This window comes from Desulfobacula phenolica (assembly GCF_900105645.1).
Taxonomy (GTDB): Bacteria; Desulfobacterota; Desulfobacteria; order Desulfobacterales; family Desulfobacteraceae; genus Desulfobacula; species Desulfobacula toluolica.
In genome coordinates this window covers 331,513-349,683 of the sequence record NZ_FNLL01000006.1, presented here as the reverse complement: position 1 = coordinate 349,683, position 18,171 = coordinate 331,513, and the positions used below count along the sequence as shown (strand labels likewise).

Sequence of the window (18,171 nt, the reverse complement as noted above, 5' to 3'; positions counted from 1 at the left end):
GAACTTGAAGAGATAGAAGAACTGGATGAAGATGTCGAAGAAATCGAGCTGGATGAAGATGAAGAACTCGAAGAAGTGGATGAGCTGGATGAAGACGAACTCAAAGCTTTAGAAGAATTCAGAGAAAAAAAAGAACTTGCAGAGCATTTTGATGACACATTGGGACAAAGAGAAAAAAAATTAAATAAATATGTAACCGTTCCTGAAGGGAAATATACTATCGGTACGAAAAAAAGCCTTAAATCCAGTATGGAATTACAACTTTTTGATATGCCAAAAGTTTATATCGGCATGTATCCCGTATGCAACTCTTTGTTTGAAATATTTATTGAGCAGACCGGATATACGACAACAGCGGAAAATCAGGGTTATGGCAGGGTATATCATTCAAGCCTTAAAAAAGATGCCAACGGATTAACCTGGAACAAACATGCAGGCTCTGAAGATATAAAAGGGGCTTGCTGGTATCACCCTTTTGGTCCGGATTCAAACCTGCATGGCAAAAGAAATCATCCGGTTGTCCAGGTCAGTGTGGATGATGCCGTCACATTTGCCGCCTGGATAGGAAGAAGGTTGCCGACCGAAGCGGAATGGGAAGCGGCAGCCAGAACAGACCTGGGATACAAATACCCCTGGGGCAATAAATTTAACCCCAATGCATTGAATATCGAGCAAAGCGGGGTATCTGACACATGTGCGGTGGATGAATATGATGCGTTTGCAAATGAATTTAAAATTGTGGAAATGCTCGGCAATGTGATGGAGTGGACCGCCGACATGGAAACACCTTCAATTGAATCAAAAAAAAATATCCGATACAATATTGCAAAGGGTGCAGCCTGGAACTCCAAACAAGATATTACCATCAGCTCAAGAGCTTTGTTTAAACCAGGCTTCACCTCAAACACAATTGGATTTCGATGTATTTCCGAAATATTTTCATAATCACAATATTTTCATAACAACATGGATGATTTAACTCAACAATATCTTGATTACCTTATCATTGAAAAAGGCTTGTCCGATAACAGCCTGATGTCCTATTCGGCAGATCTGGCTCAATACATCACCTTTCTTGAAAAAAATAAAATTAAAGATCCGGCTGATGTGGATACGGTATTCATTTTTGCCTGGTTGATTGATCTATCAAAACAAGGCCTGTCTGCTAAATCAAGAGCCCGGCATTTGATTACCATCCGGGGATTTTATAAATTCCTGGTGAATGAAAAAAAAATCAAAAAGAACCCTGTAAAAAAGGTTGAAATCCCCAAAAGCGGCCTGGCGCTTCCCAAAATCATGACAGTAGAGGAAGTTGCAGATCTTCTTGATGTACCTGACATCAAAAAGCCCCGGGAGATGAGAAATTCAGCCATGATGGAAATCATGTACGGAGCGGGCCTAAGGGTATCTGAACTGATTTCATTGAAACTTCAGGACATCAACCTTGATGCAAACTGTGTAAGAGTTATGGGAAAAGGTTCCAAAGAACGACTCATACCTATAGGGTCCCCTGCAAGATCAATTACACAACAATGGATTAACCAAGGCAGACCTGCCCTGTTAAATACAATATCAACCCCATATCTTTTTGTTGCAAGGGCGGGCAAACCCATGACCCGGCAATCTTTCTGGAAAATAATAAAAAAATATGTTCTGATTGCAGGCATATCAAAGAATATCACCCCACACACTTTAAGGCATTCATTTGCCACTCATCTGCTGGAAGGCGGTGCTGACTTAAGGTCTGTTCAGACCATGCTTGGACATTCAGATATATCCACAACACAAATTTATACGCACATTTCAAGGGAATACCTGATGAAAATGCATCAAAAATATCATCCAAGACACTAATTAAGCATTTGATTTTCAAATCAAAAACTTCCATATTGATTCTTAAATTCCTTTTGTGGTAATAGAGAGGGCTGCTATTTTTTTGGAAAACATCAATGAAACGCTTTTTAGCAAAATATTTTATACGGAAAACATAATGTCCTTTGAAAATTCAAACTCCTTGAACGAACTGCTCATGCAGGTGAACAAACCTATTTTTGCTATTCAGAACAATGACGCAATTCATTTTATACATAACGACAATGATTTTTTCACCGCTGCTTTTAAGGAAGACACATTGCATCATATCAAGGCATTTGTTCCGGCTGTCCGGCCTGAAAACCTTGGTGATGAGCGGTTCAAGACCCGGCATGCTTTAAAATATCCCTATATTGCCGGTGCCATGGCTAATGGCATCACATCTGTGGCTATTGTAAAAACCATGGCAGAAAACGGGATGATAGGTTTTTTGGGTGCTGGTGGCCTTTCCATTGAAAAAATCAAAGAAAATATCATTGAGCTGAAAAGCACGCTGAAAGACAGGCCATTTGGGTTTAACCTGATTCATTCCCCGGGTGACCCTGCCCATGAAATGGCTACGGTGGAACTGTATCTAAAACATCAGGTCAATCTCATCAGTGCTGCGGCTTTCATGCGTATGACCCCAGCACTTGTGTATTATCGAATTAAAGGTATTCATACAAACGACAATGGGCACATTGTTACACCCCATAATATCATAGCAAAAGTATCCAGGATTGAAATTGCACGGCAGTTTTTCTCTCCACCGCCTGAAAAACTTGTAAATCAACTTCTTGAAAAAAAATTGATTACCCAACAGGAGGCAAGTCTGTCCCAACACATTCCTATGGCCCAGGATCTGACTGCGGAAGCAGACTCGGGTGGCCATACGGACAACCGACCGGCACTGACGCTATTGCCGACCATGATAGCATTGAAAAATGAATTTATGGAAACTTTCAATTACAAAGATCCCTTGTGCGTAGGGCTTGCAGGGGGAATTGCCACGCCTGAATCAGCAGCAGCAGCCTTTGGAATGGGGGCCGCCTATATCTTGACAGGGTCCATAAATCAATCCTGTGTTGAAGCCGGAATCTGTGAGGATGTCAAAAAGATGCTCTGCCAGGCCGAGCAGGCGGATGTGGCCATGGCACCTGCAGCGGATATGTTTGAGATTGGCGCAAAGGTTCAGGTTTTAAAGCGTGGCACCATGTTTCCGGTGAGGGCGGACAAGCTTTACAAATTATATCAATCCCACAATAGTTTTGATGAAATTGATGAAAAATCAAAGCATGAAATTCAGGAAAAATTTTTGCAGGCACGCTTTGAGGATGCCTGGGAATCCACAAAAGATTTTTTTCATAAAACCGGAAACATAAAAGAGATAGAAAAAGCCCAAGCTGATCCAAAACATAAAATGGCCCTTGTTTTCAGGTCCTATCTGGGCCTTTCATCCAAATGGGCCATAAAGGGTATGCCCCAGAGAAAAATGGATTACCAGATCTGGTGTGGCCCTGCCATTGGTGCCTTTAACCAGTGGGTCAAAGGCAGTTTTCTTGAACCCCATGAAAACCGCAAAACAGCTGAAATAGCTCTAAATCTCCTTTTTGGTGCGTGTGTCTGCACCCGGGCATCTATTTTAAAAACCCAGGGAATCGAACTTCCAATGAATGCAAATGGTTTCAACCCCATAAGAAAAGAAGAAATTTTTCTTTATCTTTAAGTTATGTTTTTCAATGTAAAACTTTTGTCAAATCCATGACAATTGGGTGATTCTCCAATTTTGGGATAGTATATTGCCTATAATTTTAATTATTTAAATTCAATATTTTGAGATTATGAGCAAAACAGACAACACACAGCACAAACCTTGCATTGCCATCGTCGGTATGGGATGTATCTTCCCAAAATCCAGGAACTTGAAAGAATATTGGCACCTGCTGTTCAACGGTATTGATGCAATTGAAGATATCCCGGACAAAACCCATTGGAAAATAAAAGACTATTTTGATCCTGACCCATCCACACCAGACCATGTATATTGTAAAAGAGGCGGGTTTCTTCCGGCCGTCTCCTTTGATCCTTTAAGTTACGGTATCCCGCCCAATAATCTTGAAGTAACCGATACCTCCCAGCTTCTGGGTCTTGAGGTGGCAAGAATGGCTCTTGAAGACGCTGGATACCCCTTGAATCATCCTGCTCTTGAACAAAAAAAGGTCAATGTGATTTTAGGCGTTACCGGAACCCAGGAACTGGTTATTCCTTTGGGTGGCAGGCTTGGACATCCGATTTGGAAAAAGGCTCTGAAAGATTCAGGTATCCGTGAAGAGAAAAGAGAAGAAATCCTTCAGCGGATACAAGGCGATTATGTTCAATGGCAGGAAAACTCTTTTCCGGGTTTGCTTGGTAATGTGGTAGCCGGCAGGATCGCAAACCGCCTGAACCTTTCCGGAACAAACACCGTCACCGATGCTGCCTGTGCAAGTTCTTTGTCTGCCATTCATACGGCGGTCATGGAACTTGTTTCCAAAAAATGCGATATGTCCATTACCGGCGGAGTGGATACGTTAAATGATATTTTCATGCACATGTGTTTTGCAAAAACCGGGGTTCTGTCACACACCAGTGATGCAAAACCGTTTTCAAAAGATGCTGACGGCACTGTTCTGGGTGAAGGTATCGGGATGCTGATTTTAAAACGCCTTGAAGATGCTCAAAAGGATAATGACAGAATTTATGCCGTGATTAAAGGTATCGGCACGTCAAGTGACGGCAGGACGTCAGCCGTTTATGCCCCGGATTCAAAAGGACAGTTAAAAGCACTCAAGGAAGCTTACCGGGAAGCTGGTTTCGACCCTTCCACAGTTGGGCTTGTGGAGGCCCATGGAACCGGAACACGGGTTGGGGACAAGGTGGAGTTTGAAGCATTAAAAAAATGTTTTGAACACACCGGCAAAAAGAATCACACAGTCATAGGATCGGTCAAGTCCATGATCGGACATACCAAGGCTGCGGCAGGGGCGGCAGGGGTTATAAAAACCGCTTTATCTCTTTATAACAAAACCTTTCCTCCAACCTTAAAAGCCCTGGAACCTGACCCGGAACTGGACATCAACAATTCCGCTTTTTATTTAAATTCCGAGGCAAAACCCTGGATATCATACCCTGCTGCTTCTCCCAGACGCTCGGGCGTCAGCGCATTTGGTTTTGGAGGCAGTAATTTTCATGTGGTTTTGGAAGAATATGCGCCTAAAAAAAATCATGTCTCATGGGATGGGGCCATTCAAATCATTGCGTTTTCATCTGATACCAAAGAGGGTCTGCTGGATAAAATCAATAGATTTAAAGCAGAGCTGGATGTGACAAAAGATGCTTTGGAAACCCGTCAGACCATTGCCTGGCTGTCCTGTGAATCAAGGCAGAACTTTTTATCTGCTCATGAGTTCAGACTGCTGATGGTTCATAAACAAGAGGATGATATTCAAAAGAATCTGAATCTTGCCATTCAAAGCATTGAGATGGGCAAATCACAACCCAATCTTTATTTTTCATCCGGCAAAAACAAAGGCAAGCTGGGATTTTTATTTCCAGGCCAGGGAAGCCAGTATACGGGTATGGGAAAAGATCTTGTTTCCGTCTTCCCTGAAGCATTAGAAGCAATGGAACAGGCAGCCGATATCTTTTCCAAAGAAAACAGCACCTCAGGCAGCAAGCTGTTACAAGACTATATTTTTCCCCCTCCATCCCATTTGCAGCAAAAAAACAAATCAGCAGAACAGCTTCGTCAAACCGATATTGCCCAGCCTGCCATTGGCGCACTGTCCCTTGCCATGATCAAGGTGTTAAAAAGATTCGGCATAACACCACACATCACCTGTGGTCACAGTTTTGGTGAGCTTTGTGCCCTTTATTCAGCAGGTTGGATGGATGAAAAATCCTTTCTCAAATTGGCTGCAATACGCGGCAAACATATGGCCGCAGCCGGTTCCCTGGATGGGGATTCAGGCAGCATGCTTGCAGTTCAAGCTGCGTTAAAAGATATAGAAACCCTGATAAAACAAAACAAACTTGACCTTATCCTTGCAAATAAAAACAGCAAAACCCAGGGGGTTTTATCCGGTTCAACACAAGAAATTCTTCGTGCAAAAAAAATCTGTGACCAAAGGAAAATGAGGGCTGTCAAACTTGATGTTGCCGCAGCATTCCACAGCAAACTGGTTCAAAATGCCGTAAAGCCCTTTCAAAAAGATCTGGCCTCTACAGCATTTTCTTCAACTGGTATTGACGTCCTGTCAAACACCACGGGAACGTCTTATCTTAAAAAAGAATCTGAAATCAAAAAAATTCTTGGTAACCAGCTGATAAACCCGGTCAATTTTGTGGACAATATTGAAAACATGCTGGGCCAAAACGTCTCTGTTTTTATTGAAGCAGGCCCTAAAGCCGTATTAACCGGTCTCATAAAGCCAATTTTACGAGACAAAAAAATTACTGCAGTCTCTGTTGACCAATCATCAGGAAAAAAATCAGGTATTGAAGATCTTGCCCATGTGTTGTGTATGATCGCATCAAAGGGATTTTTTGTTGATCTGACCCAATGGGAAGATGCAGCAGAAAAACCCAAACTTAAAAAAATGAGCGTACAATTTTCAGGTGCTAATCCTAAGCCGAAAAACCGGTGCAACCTTCCGAAATCAGCACCTGAACCATTACAACAAAAAATTCACCAGGAATCGCTTGAATTTAAAGCGGCAAAAACTGTTGAATTGACAAATAATTCACCGCAAAAAGCAATGCAAAAACCATTTATTGAAAACAGGTCAGCCATAAAAGGATCTGATATGACGACTCAAAATACACAACGGCAGGAGAATTACCATCTGAGTTCACCGGCATCACAAGCCATGACAATGGTTCAAAAAGGGTTTGAAGCCATGCAGCAGCTTCAAACACAGACTGCCCGGACCCATGAAAAATTTCTTGAGACCCAGGCCCAGGCCGGCAAAACCCTGGCAAGCATGCTGGAGCATACCCGCAATCTTGCCTTTAATACCCCCCTTGCGTCATCAGTACCGGCACCGGTATCAGCAGCAGTATCAGAACCGGCACCGGCAATAACAGAATACAGACCTGACCATGAAAATGATCCTATTCCGGTTTCTCAAATTTCTTCCCACACCATAATTGCGCCTGCAGTTGAACCTGAGATTCAAATTGAGACACCCCAACCAGTTAAAACGAATCGGTTCACTGAATCTGAAAATAATACTGCCGATGCTCACAATGAACATATCCTGTTTGAAATTGTAAGCAAGCTGACCGGCTTTCCTGTTGAAATGCTGGAATCCGATATGGACATTGAATCTGATCTTGGCATTGATTCCATTAAAAAAGTGGAAATTATTTCAGAACTTGAAAAACAGATCCCTTCCTGTGAAGGATTGACTACTGACAATATCGGTTCCGTCAGGACCTTAAAAGATATCTGTATTGCCATACAAAATGAAGCAACTCCTGTCATTGAAACTACTGCTGTGACAAATCCAGTCACTGAATCTGAACCCGTTGTTCAAGTAGATATTAAGCATGACACCTATACCTATCAAACAGTTTCAACAGTGCTGGTAAATACCATCAGTGAATTGACGGGATTTCCTGTTGAAATGCTTGAACCATCCATGAATCTTGAATCAGACCTGGGAATTGATTCCATTAAACGTGTGGAGATTCTTTCAAAACTTGAGCAGGAACTGGATCATATTGAAACCATTTCTTCTGATGATATTGCAACCCTGAAAACGATTGAAGAGATCATTCAATTTCTGACAAAAAATGATCCAAAAACACCGCTTGATTCAAAAATACCGGTTGACTCTAAAAAAAAAACTCCAGAGTCCAATTATGAGCCTCAAAAAGGACCGGATAACACCGTATCCGACACAAAACTGACACGGCAGGTTGTTTCTTTACAAGAATATCCGACAAATCAGATCCGATTTTATAACGGCTCAAGAATCGAACTGCCGACTAAAAAAAAAGTTTATATCACACAAGACAGCTCAACAATAGCTGCCCGGTTTAAATCGGAATTTGAAAAATCAGGCATACCTTCCGTCCTGATTGATATCGGTAACGGCAACATACCTGAATTGCCGGATGCGGCAGGTATAGTCTTGGTGCCGGATGCTTTCAAGGAAAAAAACCGGGCCTCTGCCATGGAATTTTTAAAATCAGCATTTGAGCTTGTAAAAAAGAATGCAGCCTATCTCATGGATTCTGCCACTGAAAAAGGGGCATTTTTAACGACGGTCTCGTTTTTAGGCGGACAATTTGGATTTTCAGGCAAAGCATTCAATTGTGACCCGGCTTATGGAGGAGTTGCAGGGCTTGCAAAAACCGCCGATCTTGAGTGGAAAAATGTTTTATGCAGAGCATTGGACATGCCGGACAGCAAAGAAAAATGTCTGGAAAATGCCGAAGCTGCAGTGGCTTTAATGATGACCCACGGTGCCGTTGAAATGGGGCTGGATGGGGACTGCTGTAATATTCCAGTTCTGGTTGATCAGGACCTGACACAACATGGCATTGTCGATCTTTCGCCCGAGGATGTCGTCATCATCACAGGAGGTGCCAAAGGAGTTACTGCAGCCTGTGCCAATGAACTTGCCAAAAAGTATTCACCCACCATTGTCCTTATCGGCAGATCAGCACCTCCTGCTTTGGAACCGGAATGGGCCAATGATCTTTATGACCCTGCCATGCTGAAAAAAGCCATACTCACCCATGAGTTCAAAGGTCAGATCCCCAAACCTGCTGATATAGAAAAAATATATCAAAAAATTGTATCCAACCGGGAAATTCAAAAAAACATAGAATTGATGAAAAAAAACGGATCACAGGTTAGATATTTTTCAGCAGATATCAGGAATCAAAAAGAGATTGATAAGATTTTTAAAACCGTGCGCAAAGAGTTCAAGCAGATTACCGCCATCATCCACGGTGCCGGGGTACTGGAAGACAAACTGATCATTGATAAACAAATCGATCAATTTTGTAATGTACTGGAAACAAAAGTAAAAGGGCTTGACTCGCTTTTGTATGCTTCAAAACACGATAAACTCAAATATCTTATTCTATTTTCTTCTATTGCTGCTCGAACCGGCAACCAGGGCCAATGTGATTATTCAATTGCAAACGAAATCTTAAATAAAACAGCTCAAAAACTGGCAATAAAAAACCCGGAATGTAAATTTTTGTCCATCAACTGGGGACCGTGGGAAGGCGGGATGGTGGATGAGTCTTTGAAAAAAGCATTTTTAAAAAGAGGCATTGATCTTATTCCCTTAAAGGCCGGAGCCATACAATTATTAAGTGAAATGGAACACACACAAAAAATTTGTCCTGAAGTGGTCATTGGTGCGCATCTTTTAGAGCCTGAAAAATCCAGAGAACCCAAACTTTCAAAGGCCATGACGCTGTCTTTGGGTTTAACCTCAACGCCGGTTCTAAATTCTCACAGGATAGCAGGAGAGCCGGTAGTACCATTTGCATTATTAATGGAATGCCATGCTCATGCTGCCCAAAAAAACAATCCAGGCCTTGTGTTCGCAGGGATGGACGGCATGCGCCTTTTAAAGGGCATTAAACCCGGAACTGAGGAATTGAATGTCACGGTCAATCTGGGAAAATGCAAACCAGACGGAAATGAATATAAGACACCCAGCAGCATTACATCAACCAACGACAATGAAAACTTTTTTCAGCATTCAAATTGTACCGTTATTTTAAAAGACAAACTGCCTAAACCGCCTGTTCTTTCCAAAGCGGCTTTCATGGAGTTAAAACCCTATTCTTTAACAATAACGCAGGCATATCGTGAAATCCTTTTCCATGGAAATGCCCTGCAGGGGATAAAATGTATTAATGGGTATTCAAAAAAAGGGATTGAAGTGATTACAGGTTTGGCACCTCATCCGGATCAATGGTTTAAAAAACCATTGCATTCAACATGGAACATTGAGCCCATGATGCTGGATGCCGCTTTTCAGGCTGCCATACTCTGGTCCTATGAAAGAATGGGACAGGTTTGCCTGCCAAGCTTTATCGCTAATCTAAGGCTGTATTCATCCTTTAAAGAATTAAAAGGTGATATTCGAATTTTGTTTACCGTAAATGAAGAAACCAAGAGCAAAATTAAAGGCTATTTTACTTTTTTGAATGAAGAAAATGTTGTTGTTGCCAGTATCACCGGATTTGAAGCGATTACCGATTTATCTTTGAATGACACATTCAAAAACAAACCTCTTTTTTCAAGGGACTCTATTCTTGCATTTGCCCAGGGCAATCCTTCCGAAGCATTTGGAGAAAAATATACCATATTTGATAAAGACCGGCAGATCGCTCGACTGCCCAGACCTCCCTACTTTTTTATGGACAGGGTTCTTGTCGCTGACCATCCGCAATGGGAAATAAAACCGGGCGGATGGATTGAAACTCAATATGATATTCCAAAAGATGCATGGTATTTTAAGGCCAACAGAAGCGATACCATTCCCTTTTGCATCCTTCTTGAAATTGCGCTCCAGCCCTGTGGATGGCTGGCTGCCTATGCCGGTTCCGCCCTTGCAAGTGATGAAAGGCTCCATTTTAGAAATCTGGGGGGAAAGGCCACATTGATTAAGCCTTTATCAAAAGATTGTGGTACTGTCACCATTCGAAGCAGGATGACGGATGTCTCCAAAGCAGGCGGTATGATTATTCAGGATTTTGACATGGAGGTATTAAAGGATGGTAATGCAGTGTATAAAGGATGGACCAATTTTGGTTTTTTTACCACACAAACCCTTTCAAATCAGGTCGGTATAAGGAACAGCCGGTTCAGCGGGTATTTGTTGTCGGAACAAGATTCAAAAGCAATAACGGCCTATGAATTTAAAGATGATGCACCTTTAACACCGGATGATAAAAATATTGATAAAAATACCGGGATGCCGGCAAAAGCACTGAGAATGATCGATAAAATTGAAGTTTTAAGTTTTGATGCAGGGCTCTATGAAAAAGGATATATCAAGGCGATAAAAATTATTGATCCTTTGGAATGGTTTTTTAAAGCCCATTTTTATCAGGACCCGGTCTGTCCAGGTTCACTTGGAATCGAATCTTTTCTTCAGATGATCCGATTTTTCCTTGTTAAAAAATTTGATATTGACCCGGAAGCGTATGACCCTCAAATGACAATTGGTCAATCCCATGAATGGATCTACCGGGGGCAAATAATACCATTAAACAAAAAAATTGAAGTCCATGCCCATATTAAAGATGTTTTAACAGGAAAAGATGAGCTTTCCATTATTGCAGATGGTGCGCTGACTGTTGACGGCATTTGTATTTATGAAATGACTGATTTTATTGTTGGATTTAATAAAATCAAGAGCTTAAAAAAATCATTAAAACAGGACAAGGTTTCTGAATAACTGCCACGGGCAGACCTGGCCATTTTATACTAAAATCTGGTCACCTTGGTTTGCTCACAACAAAGGTTGAAAGTTTCTGTGTGAATTTTTTAAGGCTTTCATATAAAACCATATAGTTATGAGAACGCTTTAATGGCTTTGGGGCAAAGGCCAAACCTTATAAAAAATCCATCGTGATCTTGACACGGCGAATTGAACCTGCTTTATTACTATTATTGACTAATATTCAGAGTCATCCCCAAAAAAACAAACAATGAGTCAATGATAACCAATGGGGTAAGGCTTGTGTTATTTTGCTTTTCAAACGTCTTGATCATAAAGAAGAATTTCAACAGCTTTTTATGGCGATTGCCTTATTATTTGAAATATTCCCTTTGATAGTACAGAACCAAAGGATATTCAATTGGCTTCTTATCGCAGGGACTTCAAAAGCAGGGACTCCAAAAAATGAAGGAAAGACATATGCCAACTACATTTGATGAAAAAGGTAAAATTTTTACCGAAGTAATAAAAAAAAGACCTGTTGATGTTCACATTCAGATGTCTAATCACCTGATTAAAGGGAAGTTTCATGTGCGTCTGCATGAGAGAATAAAGGATGAATTGGATAAGTCCAATACATTTATAGCCTTAACAGATGCCGGAATTTACGATTTGAAAAGTAGGCTTATTTATAATTGCAGTTTTCTAACTGTAAATCGTCAGGACATTGTATGGTTATTCCAGGATGATGATCTAAAAAATGACGGGGAAGACTCATGAATAAATTGGACCAAAAATCACCACAAACAGATGTTAACAGATTCAAGCATCATTTGATTGATACGGTTACTCGCATGATGGAAGCAAATTCTGCACCACTTGATGAAAATCGCCAGGCAATTATAGGTTGCCTGGAACAGATTTATCAGGCAAATGATCCTGGATTTTCTGATTCCGTTAAAACCCGGATTTTCAAAGAGGTATTGGATGAAGTCCTTGGTTTTGGGCCATTGCAACCTCTTCTGGATGATCCCGACATAACCGAAGTGATGGTAAACAGCATTAATAAAACCTATGTCGAACGTAATGGGAAAATAACAAGAGCAGATGTTTCCTTTGCTGATGATGCCCAGATAATAAAGCTCATTGAACGGATAATTTTGCCTCTTGGCCGTACCATTGACGCGAATAACCCAACGGTAGATGCCCGTCTGCCGGATGGTTCGCGTGTGAATGCCGTCATCCCTCCGGTGATGATCGAGGGCCCGTGTATCACCATCAGAAAATTTCAAACCGATAAGATCGGCTTTGAGCAGCTTATCGAAATGGGTTCCATTACTGAAAACATGGTTCAGTTGCTTCGGGCCTGTGTCATAGGCAGGCTCAATATCCTTATCTCCGGGGGAACAGGCTCCGGTAAAACAACCCTGCTTAATATTCTTTCCGGGTTTATTCCTGATGATGAGCGGATTATCACCATTGAAGATGCGGCTGAATTACAATTGCAGCAGGAACATGTCCTGAAGATGGAAACAAAACCACCCAATGTCGAGGGTAAATATGAAAAAACAATAAGAGATCTGGTAATAAATTCTCTGAGAATGAGGCCGGACCGGATTGTGGTTGGCGAGTGCCGAAGTGGTGAAGCTCTGGATATGCTGCAAGCCATGAACACCGGACACGACGGCTCTCTGACAACTGTGCATGCCAATTCTCCCCGGGATGCCGTTGGCCGGTTGGAAACCCTGTGTCTCATGGCTGGTTTGGATCTTCCCATCCGGGTGATCAGTAAACAGATCGCCTCGGCCATTGATGTAATCATCCAGGTATCGCGTTTCAGTGATGGTTCCCGTAAAGTGACGTCCATTACCGAAATATCGGGTATGGAGGGCGACGTGATAACCATGACAGAGATATTCAAATTTGAACAACGCAAAATTGACCATGACGGAACTGTTATCGGTGAGTTAACGGCTACCGGTGTCAGGCCGTTTTTCAGTCAGAAACTTAAGGTTGCAGGATTGGATTTGGGACCTGAATTGTTCAATTTCAAAAAATCCAGTATATGGTAAATGGACAAGACAGTTTTACGTTGGATCATCTTTAATAAGTTTTAATCTGTGGTTCTCTTCTGTGGATTCCGGCAGTAATCGATCTTTTCCCAGAACCAAACCATCTTGCTCAATTTTGTCTACACCTGCTACTGTTATTGCTAACTGGCCGTTTTCGTCACGCCGGATATAACTTTTTTCTTTTAAATACCAGAAATGAAATTCCATTACATTTTCCGGCCAGTCTAACATTTTTTCAAGGTGCCACAAACCGATACCCGGGTCGGATGGATTCTCCCTGCACTTAATATATAATATGGACAGCAGGCATCTTCGATTATACAAATCTTGCTCATATCCGTCATGCGAAGAAATTTGTGAAATAGCTTGCCACTGATGATTCTTTTTTTCTTCATATACAACATCATAGGCAGCTCGTTTTTCCGGATTTGACAGCACTTGATGCGCTTTGTTAATAATATTAAATTTATCAAGACTCCCTGTTTTTTTATTGTCCGGGTGGTAGCGTTTTGCCAGTAATCGATAAATACGCTCAATAGTTTCCAAATCAGCATTGGGACTTATTTGAAGGTCTTCATAATAATCATCAAAGGCGATGCTGTTCATTCCGTTAATCCTTATTTGTGATTTCGTAATAGTTGTTTTAAATCCTTATCATGGCAAAATGTTTGGGAAATCAGATTGCTTTCTTACCTGACAATCAATCTCAAATTAATGCATGTGTCAAGCATAAACAGTCTATACATGAAACAGAAGAGGGGCTATCCATGGATAACAGAAATAATATCACAATTGGAGTCGATTTGGGAGACAAGTTTCAAATAGCTGTAGTTTTTGACGGTGATAGTAATGAATTGAAAATCGCCAAGGTGATTAACACGAAAACCGGTGTTAGTAAATTTTTAAAGTTATGGCTTTATTTTAATCCTAATTTGTTTAAATCAAAGCCAAGTTCTTTTTCATTATAGACTTTGCCTTTCCTCCAATTTCCATTAAATTCAAGTGTTGGTACAACCCAATCATCTCCTCCGTTTATTTCAATGATTTTTTGAATTGTCTCTTCTGATTGCTTTTCTATTTCAAAATATTCAAATTCAATGTTGTTGTTTTTTAAATATTCAATGGTTTTCGTACAATGTGGACACCATTTGGCAGCATATACTTTCAACATAATAACCTCTTTGATAATCAGTTGTATGATGGATAATTTTTTGTTTTAAAATCTTATTATGGCAAAATATTTAGCAAATTAAATTGCTTTATTACCTGACAATCAATCTTAAATTGAGTTGTGTGTCAAGCATAAACATCCCCAGACATAAAAACATTACAATTCACTCAATGGATTATTGATAACTGCTGTGAAATCACCTGAACCCGGTAACTCCGCTGGTGGTAATTTGCCGGGAAATCAGGGGGCCATTGCTTTTTTAATTGTTTTTTAGCAATAGATCATAATCAATGTGATATTGAAAACTTTTCTTGCGTGTCCTGGATGTATCCAAACCATAGGTACAAACACCCGGCTGGATCTGGTGCTGTTGATCCAGGTTGCCGTGAAGCCCCTGCATGCAGGTGATCTGTGCCCCATTGTTCGAACAAGCTGCCACAGCAACGCTGTTAACTACCCTCATTCGGCTTAAAAGCAGATCTTTCGAAGATAGCTTGTCTTCAGACACTACCACCAGGTCACATCCCAATTTGGCGAGAACAACAGCAAGTTCCGGATGCCTGAAAGCCTCCATTGGAACCATGGCGATGGCAGCAGGCCCGTAGTGAATGAGTTTAAAGGGAAATGCCTGAGAAGGGATGATATCCGGTTCAAAAAAGGGCTGAATGCCTTGGGGAGTAATCAGACTCAGCGTCTGAGTTTCACCGGCAACCGACAAGGCAAAGGCCACATTGCGGTTTTTGGAGATCTTTAACAGATCAGCCTCTTTTGCTTGGTTTGCAGAGGATTCAGGCAGTATCCACAGGGCAGGGTGGTCTGTTTGGCGTTTTTCAACAGCGGTTTCCAAGACCTTAAGATCAATCCGGCCCGATGATGGGGGTACAAAACAGTGAACATCAAGCATACCTGTTTTTGGCAACTGATAATACAAGGTTAAATTTTCAACCCAGGGGTCCAGATAGATCTGGCGGTATAGGTCAATATCCCGTAATTTCATCCTTTTAAGTCGATGAATATTGCCAAAACGGCCATTTGCATTCAGGGGGATATCAGCAAAAAAAATCTTGCTGCTTTCCGATGATCCTGAAAATATGGGTGTGCCCGTGGGATCAATGACACCGGAAACCGCCTGTCGGCAGTCCATTACGCGATCTTTTCCGGTTCTGTTGCAGGCGGCCAGATAGATTCCGTTTTCCAGTGCTCTTGCCTGCCAGACCTCCAGGGGACTCAATTGGCCTGTGGGAGGCCAGTTGGCAGGAACCCACAGAAAATCTGCGTCCTTTAAAGCCATGGTCCGTGGGATCAGCCCGAAATAGCTGTCTGCACAGATGGCTACCCCGATTCGACCCCATGGTGTGTCAAATGTCCCTTCTTGATAAGGGCTGCCGGGTCTTGCCCATCGCTTTTCCGCATAAATCTTACGGTATTTGCACACCAATTGCCCCTGGGGATCAATGACAAAGGCGCTGTTATAGTAACTTTGGGTTAAGGGGTCGCGTTCAGGAAAGGTAATTCCGACGTAAATCCCCAGTTCCCTGGACAGCGTTTTTATGGCCTGAATTGTTTTTCCGTTGTCTGTTTCTGTATAGGGGGTAATGTCCTGACGGGATTGGAAAGAATATCCACTGACGGCAAGTTCCGTGTTAAGGATGAGCTGTGCCCCTTCAAGGGCGGCTTTGCGATTCAGCCGCACCAGCTCTTTTAAATTCAGTTTTGGATCTTTATATTTCACGCCGTAATGCACCAGGGCAATTTTCAAAGAGTTTGAGGTATCAGGTCCGGCAGTACAGGTTATTAAGAAGTGTCCCCATAAAAAACATACCATTACCAAACATCGGAACAAAATTTTCATTTTATACCTTCCTCCTGATTGGTGCCGTTGGGAATGTAGATAACACGGCCGTCTTTTAACTGATAGGCAGTACCAAGTTCAAAGCCTTCATCTCCACCCACTTTGCGGTCCGTCACCTTTTTGACTTTGACCTCCTGGCCTTTTTTGGTGATGATGTGCCATTGATCCCGGACTTTTTTCATGATGGTTATATCACTTTCAGGATTAAAAAAATCAAGGACCTGGAAGGTGGACATCAGTGAAAGCAGAAGGGCCACGATAAAAACCAGGGCAACATCAAACAAATTCGCCACCCCGTTCATCGGCTCTTCTTTTCCGGCACGGCCCAATTGTCCCGGTCGGCTGGTGATCAGGTATTTCATAATTTTTCCGCCTTTATATCCTTTTTGACCATTTTTTTGACCATGGCTTCGGTGATCAGGTTGATATGCCGCATATCTTCAATTGTCCATCGTTCTTTGACAACAGAGAAAAAATGGGCGGTAACTCCAAGGGCCAGGCCCACAACCGTTGTGGTAAAGGCCAGGATAAGGCTTGAGGAAAGTTGAGCCATATTGCCCTTGGTCAAATCGGCAAGACCGGTTCCCATGGGTATCAGGGTTCCCATGAGCCCGAGACTCGGGCCGATTCGGACAATGAGACGGATTTTATCCACCTCCCGCAACAAGGCATATTGTTTTTGTTGATTAAGGTCTTCCACTTTTTCTTCTTGAAATACGGAACTTCCGGCTATGATGTTTTTAATCTGCCGGGTGTAGGCTGTGATGTGTGCGGGCAGATTTTCACTTAAAGAAGGGGGAAGCGCAAGCTGTTCTTGAATCATTTCCAGGGAATCCGACAATTGCCCGTTTGTTCGAAATTGAGTCCGCTTTATCCATTCTGCAATAAATCCGCCGGAATAGACCAGCAGCCAGAGACAGAGGATGATTAGCAGCGCCACCACCGGATAAAGCAGGGCAGTGGAAATGGTATAGAGAATGGTTTGGAATGCAGGAAAAAGGTTCAATGAATGTCTCCTTTGTTAAAATAGGTTCGGATAAATCCTGTGCCTGCCAGGGCAAGGGACAGTCCGGATAAAATAAGGGTTGATTTGGGGTCGATTCCACTTACCGGAGTATTGGAAACCGCCATGGCAAAGGCGGCTTTTATTTTTGGGTAGATGGGGGCGATGATAACGGTCATTAGAAAATAAAGGGATATCAAGGTCATTGATGATCCTAAGAAAACATTGCCGGAGCCCATCCGATGGTGATAGGGAAAAAGCAGCCCTAAAGTCACGGCAATGATGCCCGCAAACAGACCGAACAGGACCAGCGTGGTTAAAAACGGGGTCAGGGTTGACAGGGAAAGGGCCAGGGTCAGGTTGAGAAGGATCACTGTGGCGCATACCGGGCAGGGCATAACAAGAAGCAGGCTGGCCCGGAACAGGGAGGAATTGTGTTTTTTCGACTGATTCAACAGCAATTTTGCTCCCCAGACAAACAATCCTGCGGCAACCAGCAGATGTACCAGCATGCCGTATTGGAGCATGTTGGAAAGATGGTCCAGGTAGCTCAACAGATTCAGCCGGCTCACCAGGGCATACATAAGCAAAAACAGGAGAAGATAGGCAAAAAAGCCTGCAGAAAGAAAAAGCGCTTTTTTCTTTGTAGAAACAGTTTTGCTGTAAACCTGTGCGCCAAGCCCCATGCCTGCTTTGATGCCAAAAGCGGAAAAAGCAACCAGTATCCCGCTCATCCATAATTGTTCAAACATTTTTATAACTCC

12 protein-coding genes are annotated in these 18,171 nt (G+C 42.2%); 6 read left to right on the top strand and 6 right to left on the bottom strand.

Annotation, left to right across the window (positions count from 1 at the left end; all coding sequences use genetic code 11):
* The 6 genes from BLT94_RS12455 to BLT94_RS12425 all read left to right on the top strand — a co-directional run.
* A partial coding sequence (locus BLT94_RS12455; RefSeq protein ID WP_139169024.1) for an SUMF1/EgtB/PvdO family nonheme iron enzyme occupies positions 1–945 on the top strand: 945 nt, incomplete at its 5' end.
* Positions 946–966: 21 nt separating this feature from the next.
* The gene (gene xerD / locus BLT94_RS12450) at positions 967–1,854 is read left to right on the top strand and encodes a site-specific tyrosine recombinase XerD (RefSeq protein WP_092234588.1); all 888 of its coding nucleotides are present in this window, start codon (positions 967–969) and stop codon (positions 1,852–1,854) included.
* A gap of 136 nt (positions 1,855–1,990) precedes the next feature.
* Positions 1,991–3,577: a PfaD family polyunsaturated fatty acid/polyketide biosynthesis protein gene (locus BLT94_RS12445; RefSeq protein WP_092234585.1), complete on the top strand. Its 1,587-nt coding sequence runs from the start codon at positions 1,991–1,993 to the stop codon at positions 3,575–3,577.
* Positions 3,578–3,692: 115 nt separating this feature from the next.
* The gene (locus BLT94_RS12440; RefSeq protein ID WP_092234582.1) at positions 3,693–11,327 is read left to right on the top strand and encodes a type I polyketide synthase; all 7,635 of its coding nucleotides are present in this window, start codon (positions 3,693–3,695) and stop codon (positions 11,325–11,327) included.
* A gap of 462 nt (positions 11,328–11,789) precedes the next feature.
* Positions 11,790–12,089: a DUF6812 domain-containing protein gene (locus BLT94_RS12430; RefSeq protein ID WP_014958788.1), complete on the top strand. Its 300-nt coding sequence runs from the start codon at positions 11,790–11,792 to the stop codon at positions 12,087–12,089.
* On the top strand, positions 12,086–13,381 hold the full coding sequence (locus tag BLT94_RS12425; RefSeq protein WP_092234576.1) for a CpaF family protein: 1,296 nt from the start codon (positions 12,086–12,088) through the stop codon (positions 13,379–13,381). Before BLT94_RS12430 ends, BLT94_RS12425 begins: the two co-directional genes overlap by 4 nt.
* Before the next feature lie 15 nt (positions 13,382–13,396).
* Here the strand turns inward: BLT94_RS12425 and BLT94_RS12420 are convergent, their stop codons facing one another.
* The 6 genes from BLT94_RS12420 to BLT94_RS12390 form a co-directional block, all read right to left on the bottom strand.
* Complete coding sequence (locus BLT94_RS12420; RefSeq protein ID WP_092234573.1) at positions 13,397–13,987, bottom strand: DnaJ domain-containing protein; 591 nt, start codon at positions 13,985–13,987, stop codon at positions 13,397–13,399.
* A gap of 310 nt (positions 13,988–14,297) precedes the next feature.
* On the bottom strand, positions 14,298–14,552 hold the full coding sequence (locus BLT94_RS12410; RefSeq protein ID WP_092234567.1) for a glutaredoxin family protein: 255 nt from the start codon (positions 14,550–14,552) through the stop codon (positions 14,298–14,300).
* A gap of 259 nt (positions 14,553–14,811) precedes the next feature.
* Positions 14,812–16,404, bottom strand: a complete 1,593-nt coding sequence (locus BLT94_RS12405) for a carbon-nitrogen hydrolase family protein (protein ID WP_092234564.1) — start codon at positions 16,402–16,404, stop codon at positions 14,812–14,814.
* Entirely contained in the window at positions 16,401–16,766 is a 366-nt protein-coding gene (locus BLT94_RS12400; protein WP_014958783.1) for a DUF2149 domain-containing protein, read from the bottom strand. The genes BLT94_RS12405 and BLT94_RS12400 overlap by 4 nt, the downstream gene beginning before the upstream one ends.
* Positions 16,763–17,410 carry a MotA/TolQ/ExbB proton channel family protein gene (locus BLT94_RS12395; protein ID WP_014958782.1) on the bottom strand — a complete coding sequence of 216 codons (648 nt, stop codon included), beginning with the start codon at positions 17,408–17,410 and terminating at the stop codon, positions 16,763–16,765. Before BLT94_RS12395 ends, BLT94_RS12400 begins: the two co-directional genes overlap by 4 nt.
* The gene (locus tag BLT94_RS12390) at positions 17,407–18,159 is read right to left on the bottom strand and encodes a DUF2162 domain-containing protein (RefSeq protein ID WP_092234561.1); all 753 of its coding nucleotides are present in this window, start codon (positions 18,157–18,159) and stop codon (positions 17,407–17,409) included. Before BLT94_RS12390 ends, BLT94_RS12395 begins: the two co-directional genes overlap by 4 nt.
* Positions 18,160–18,171 lie beyond the last annotated feature (12 nt).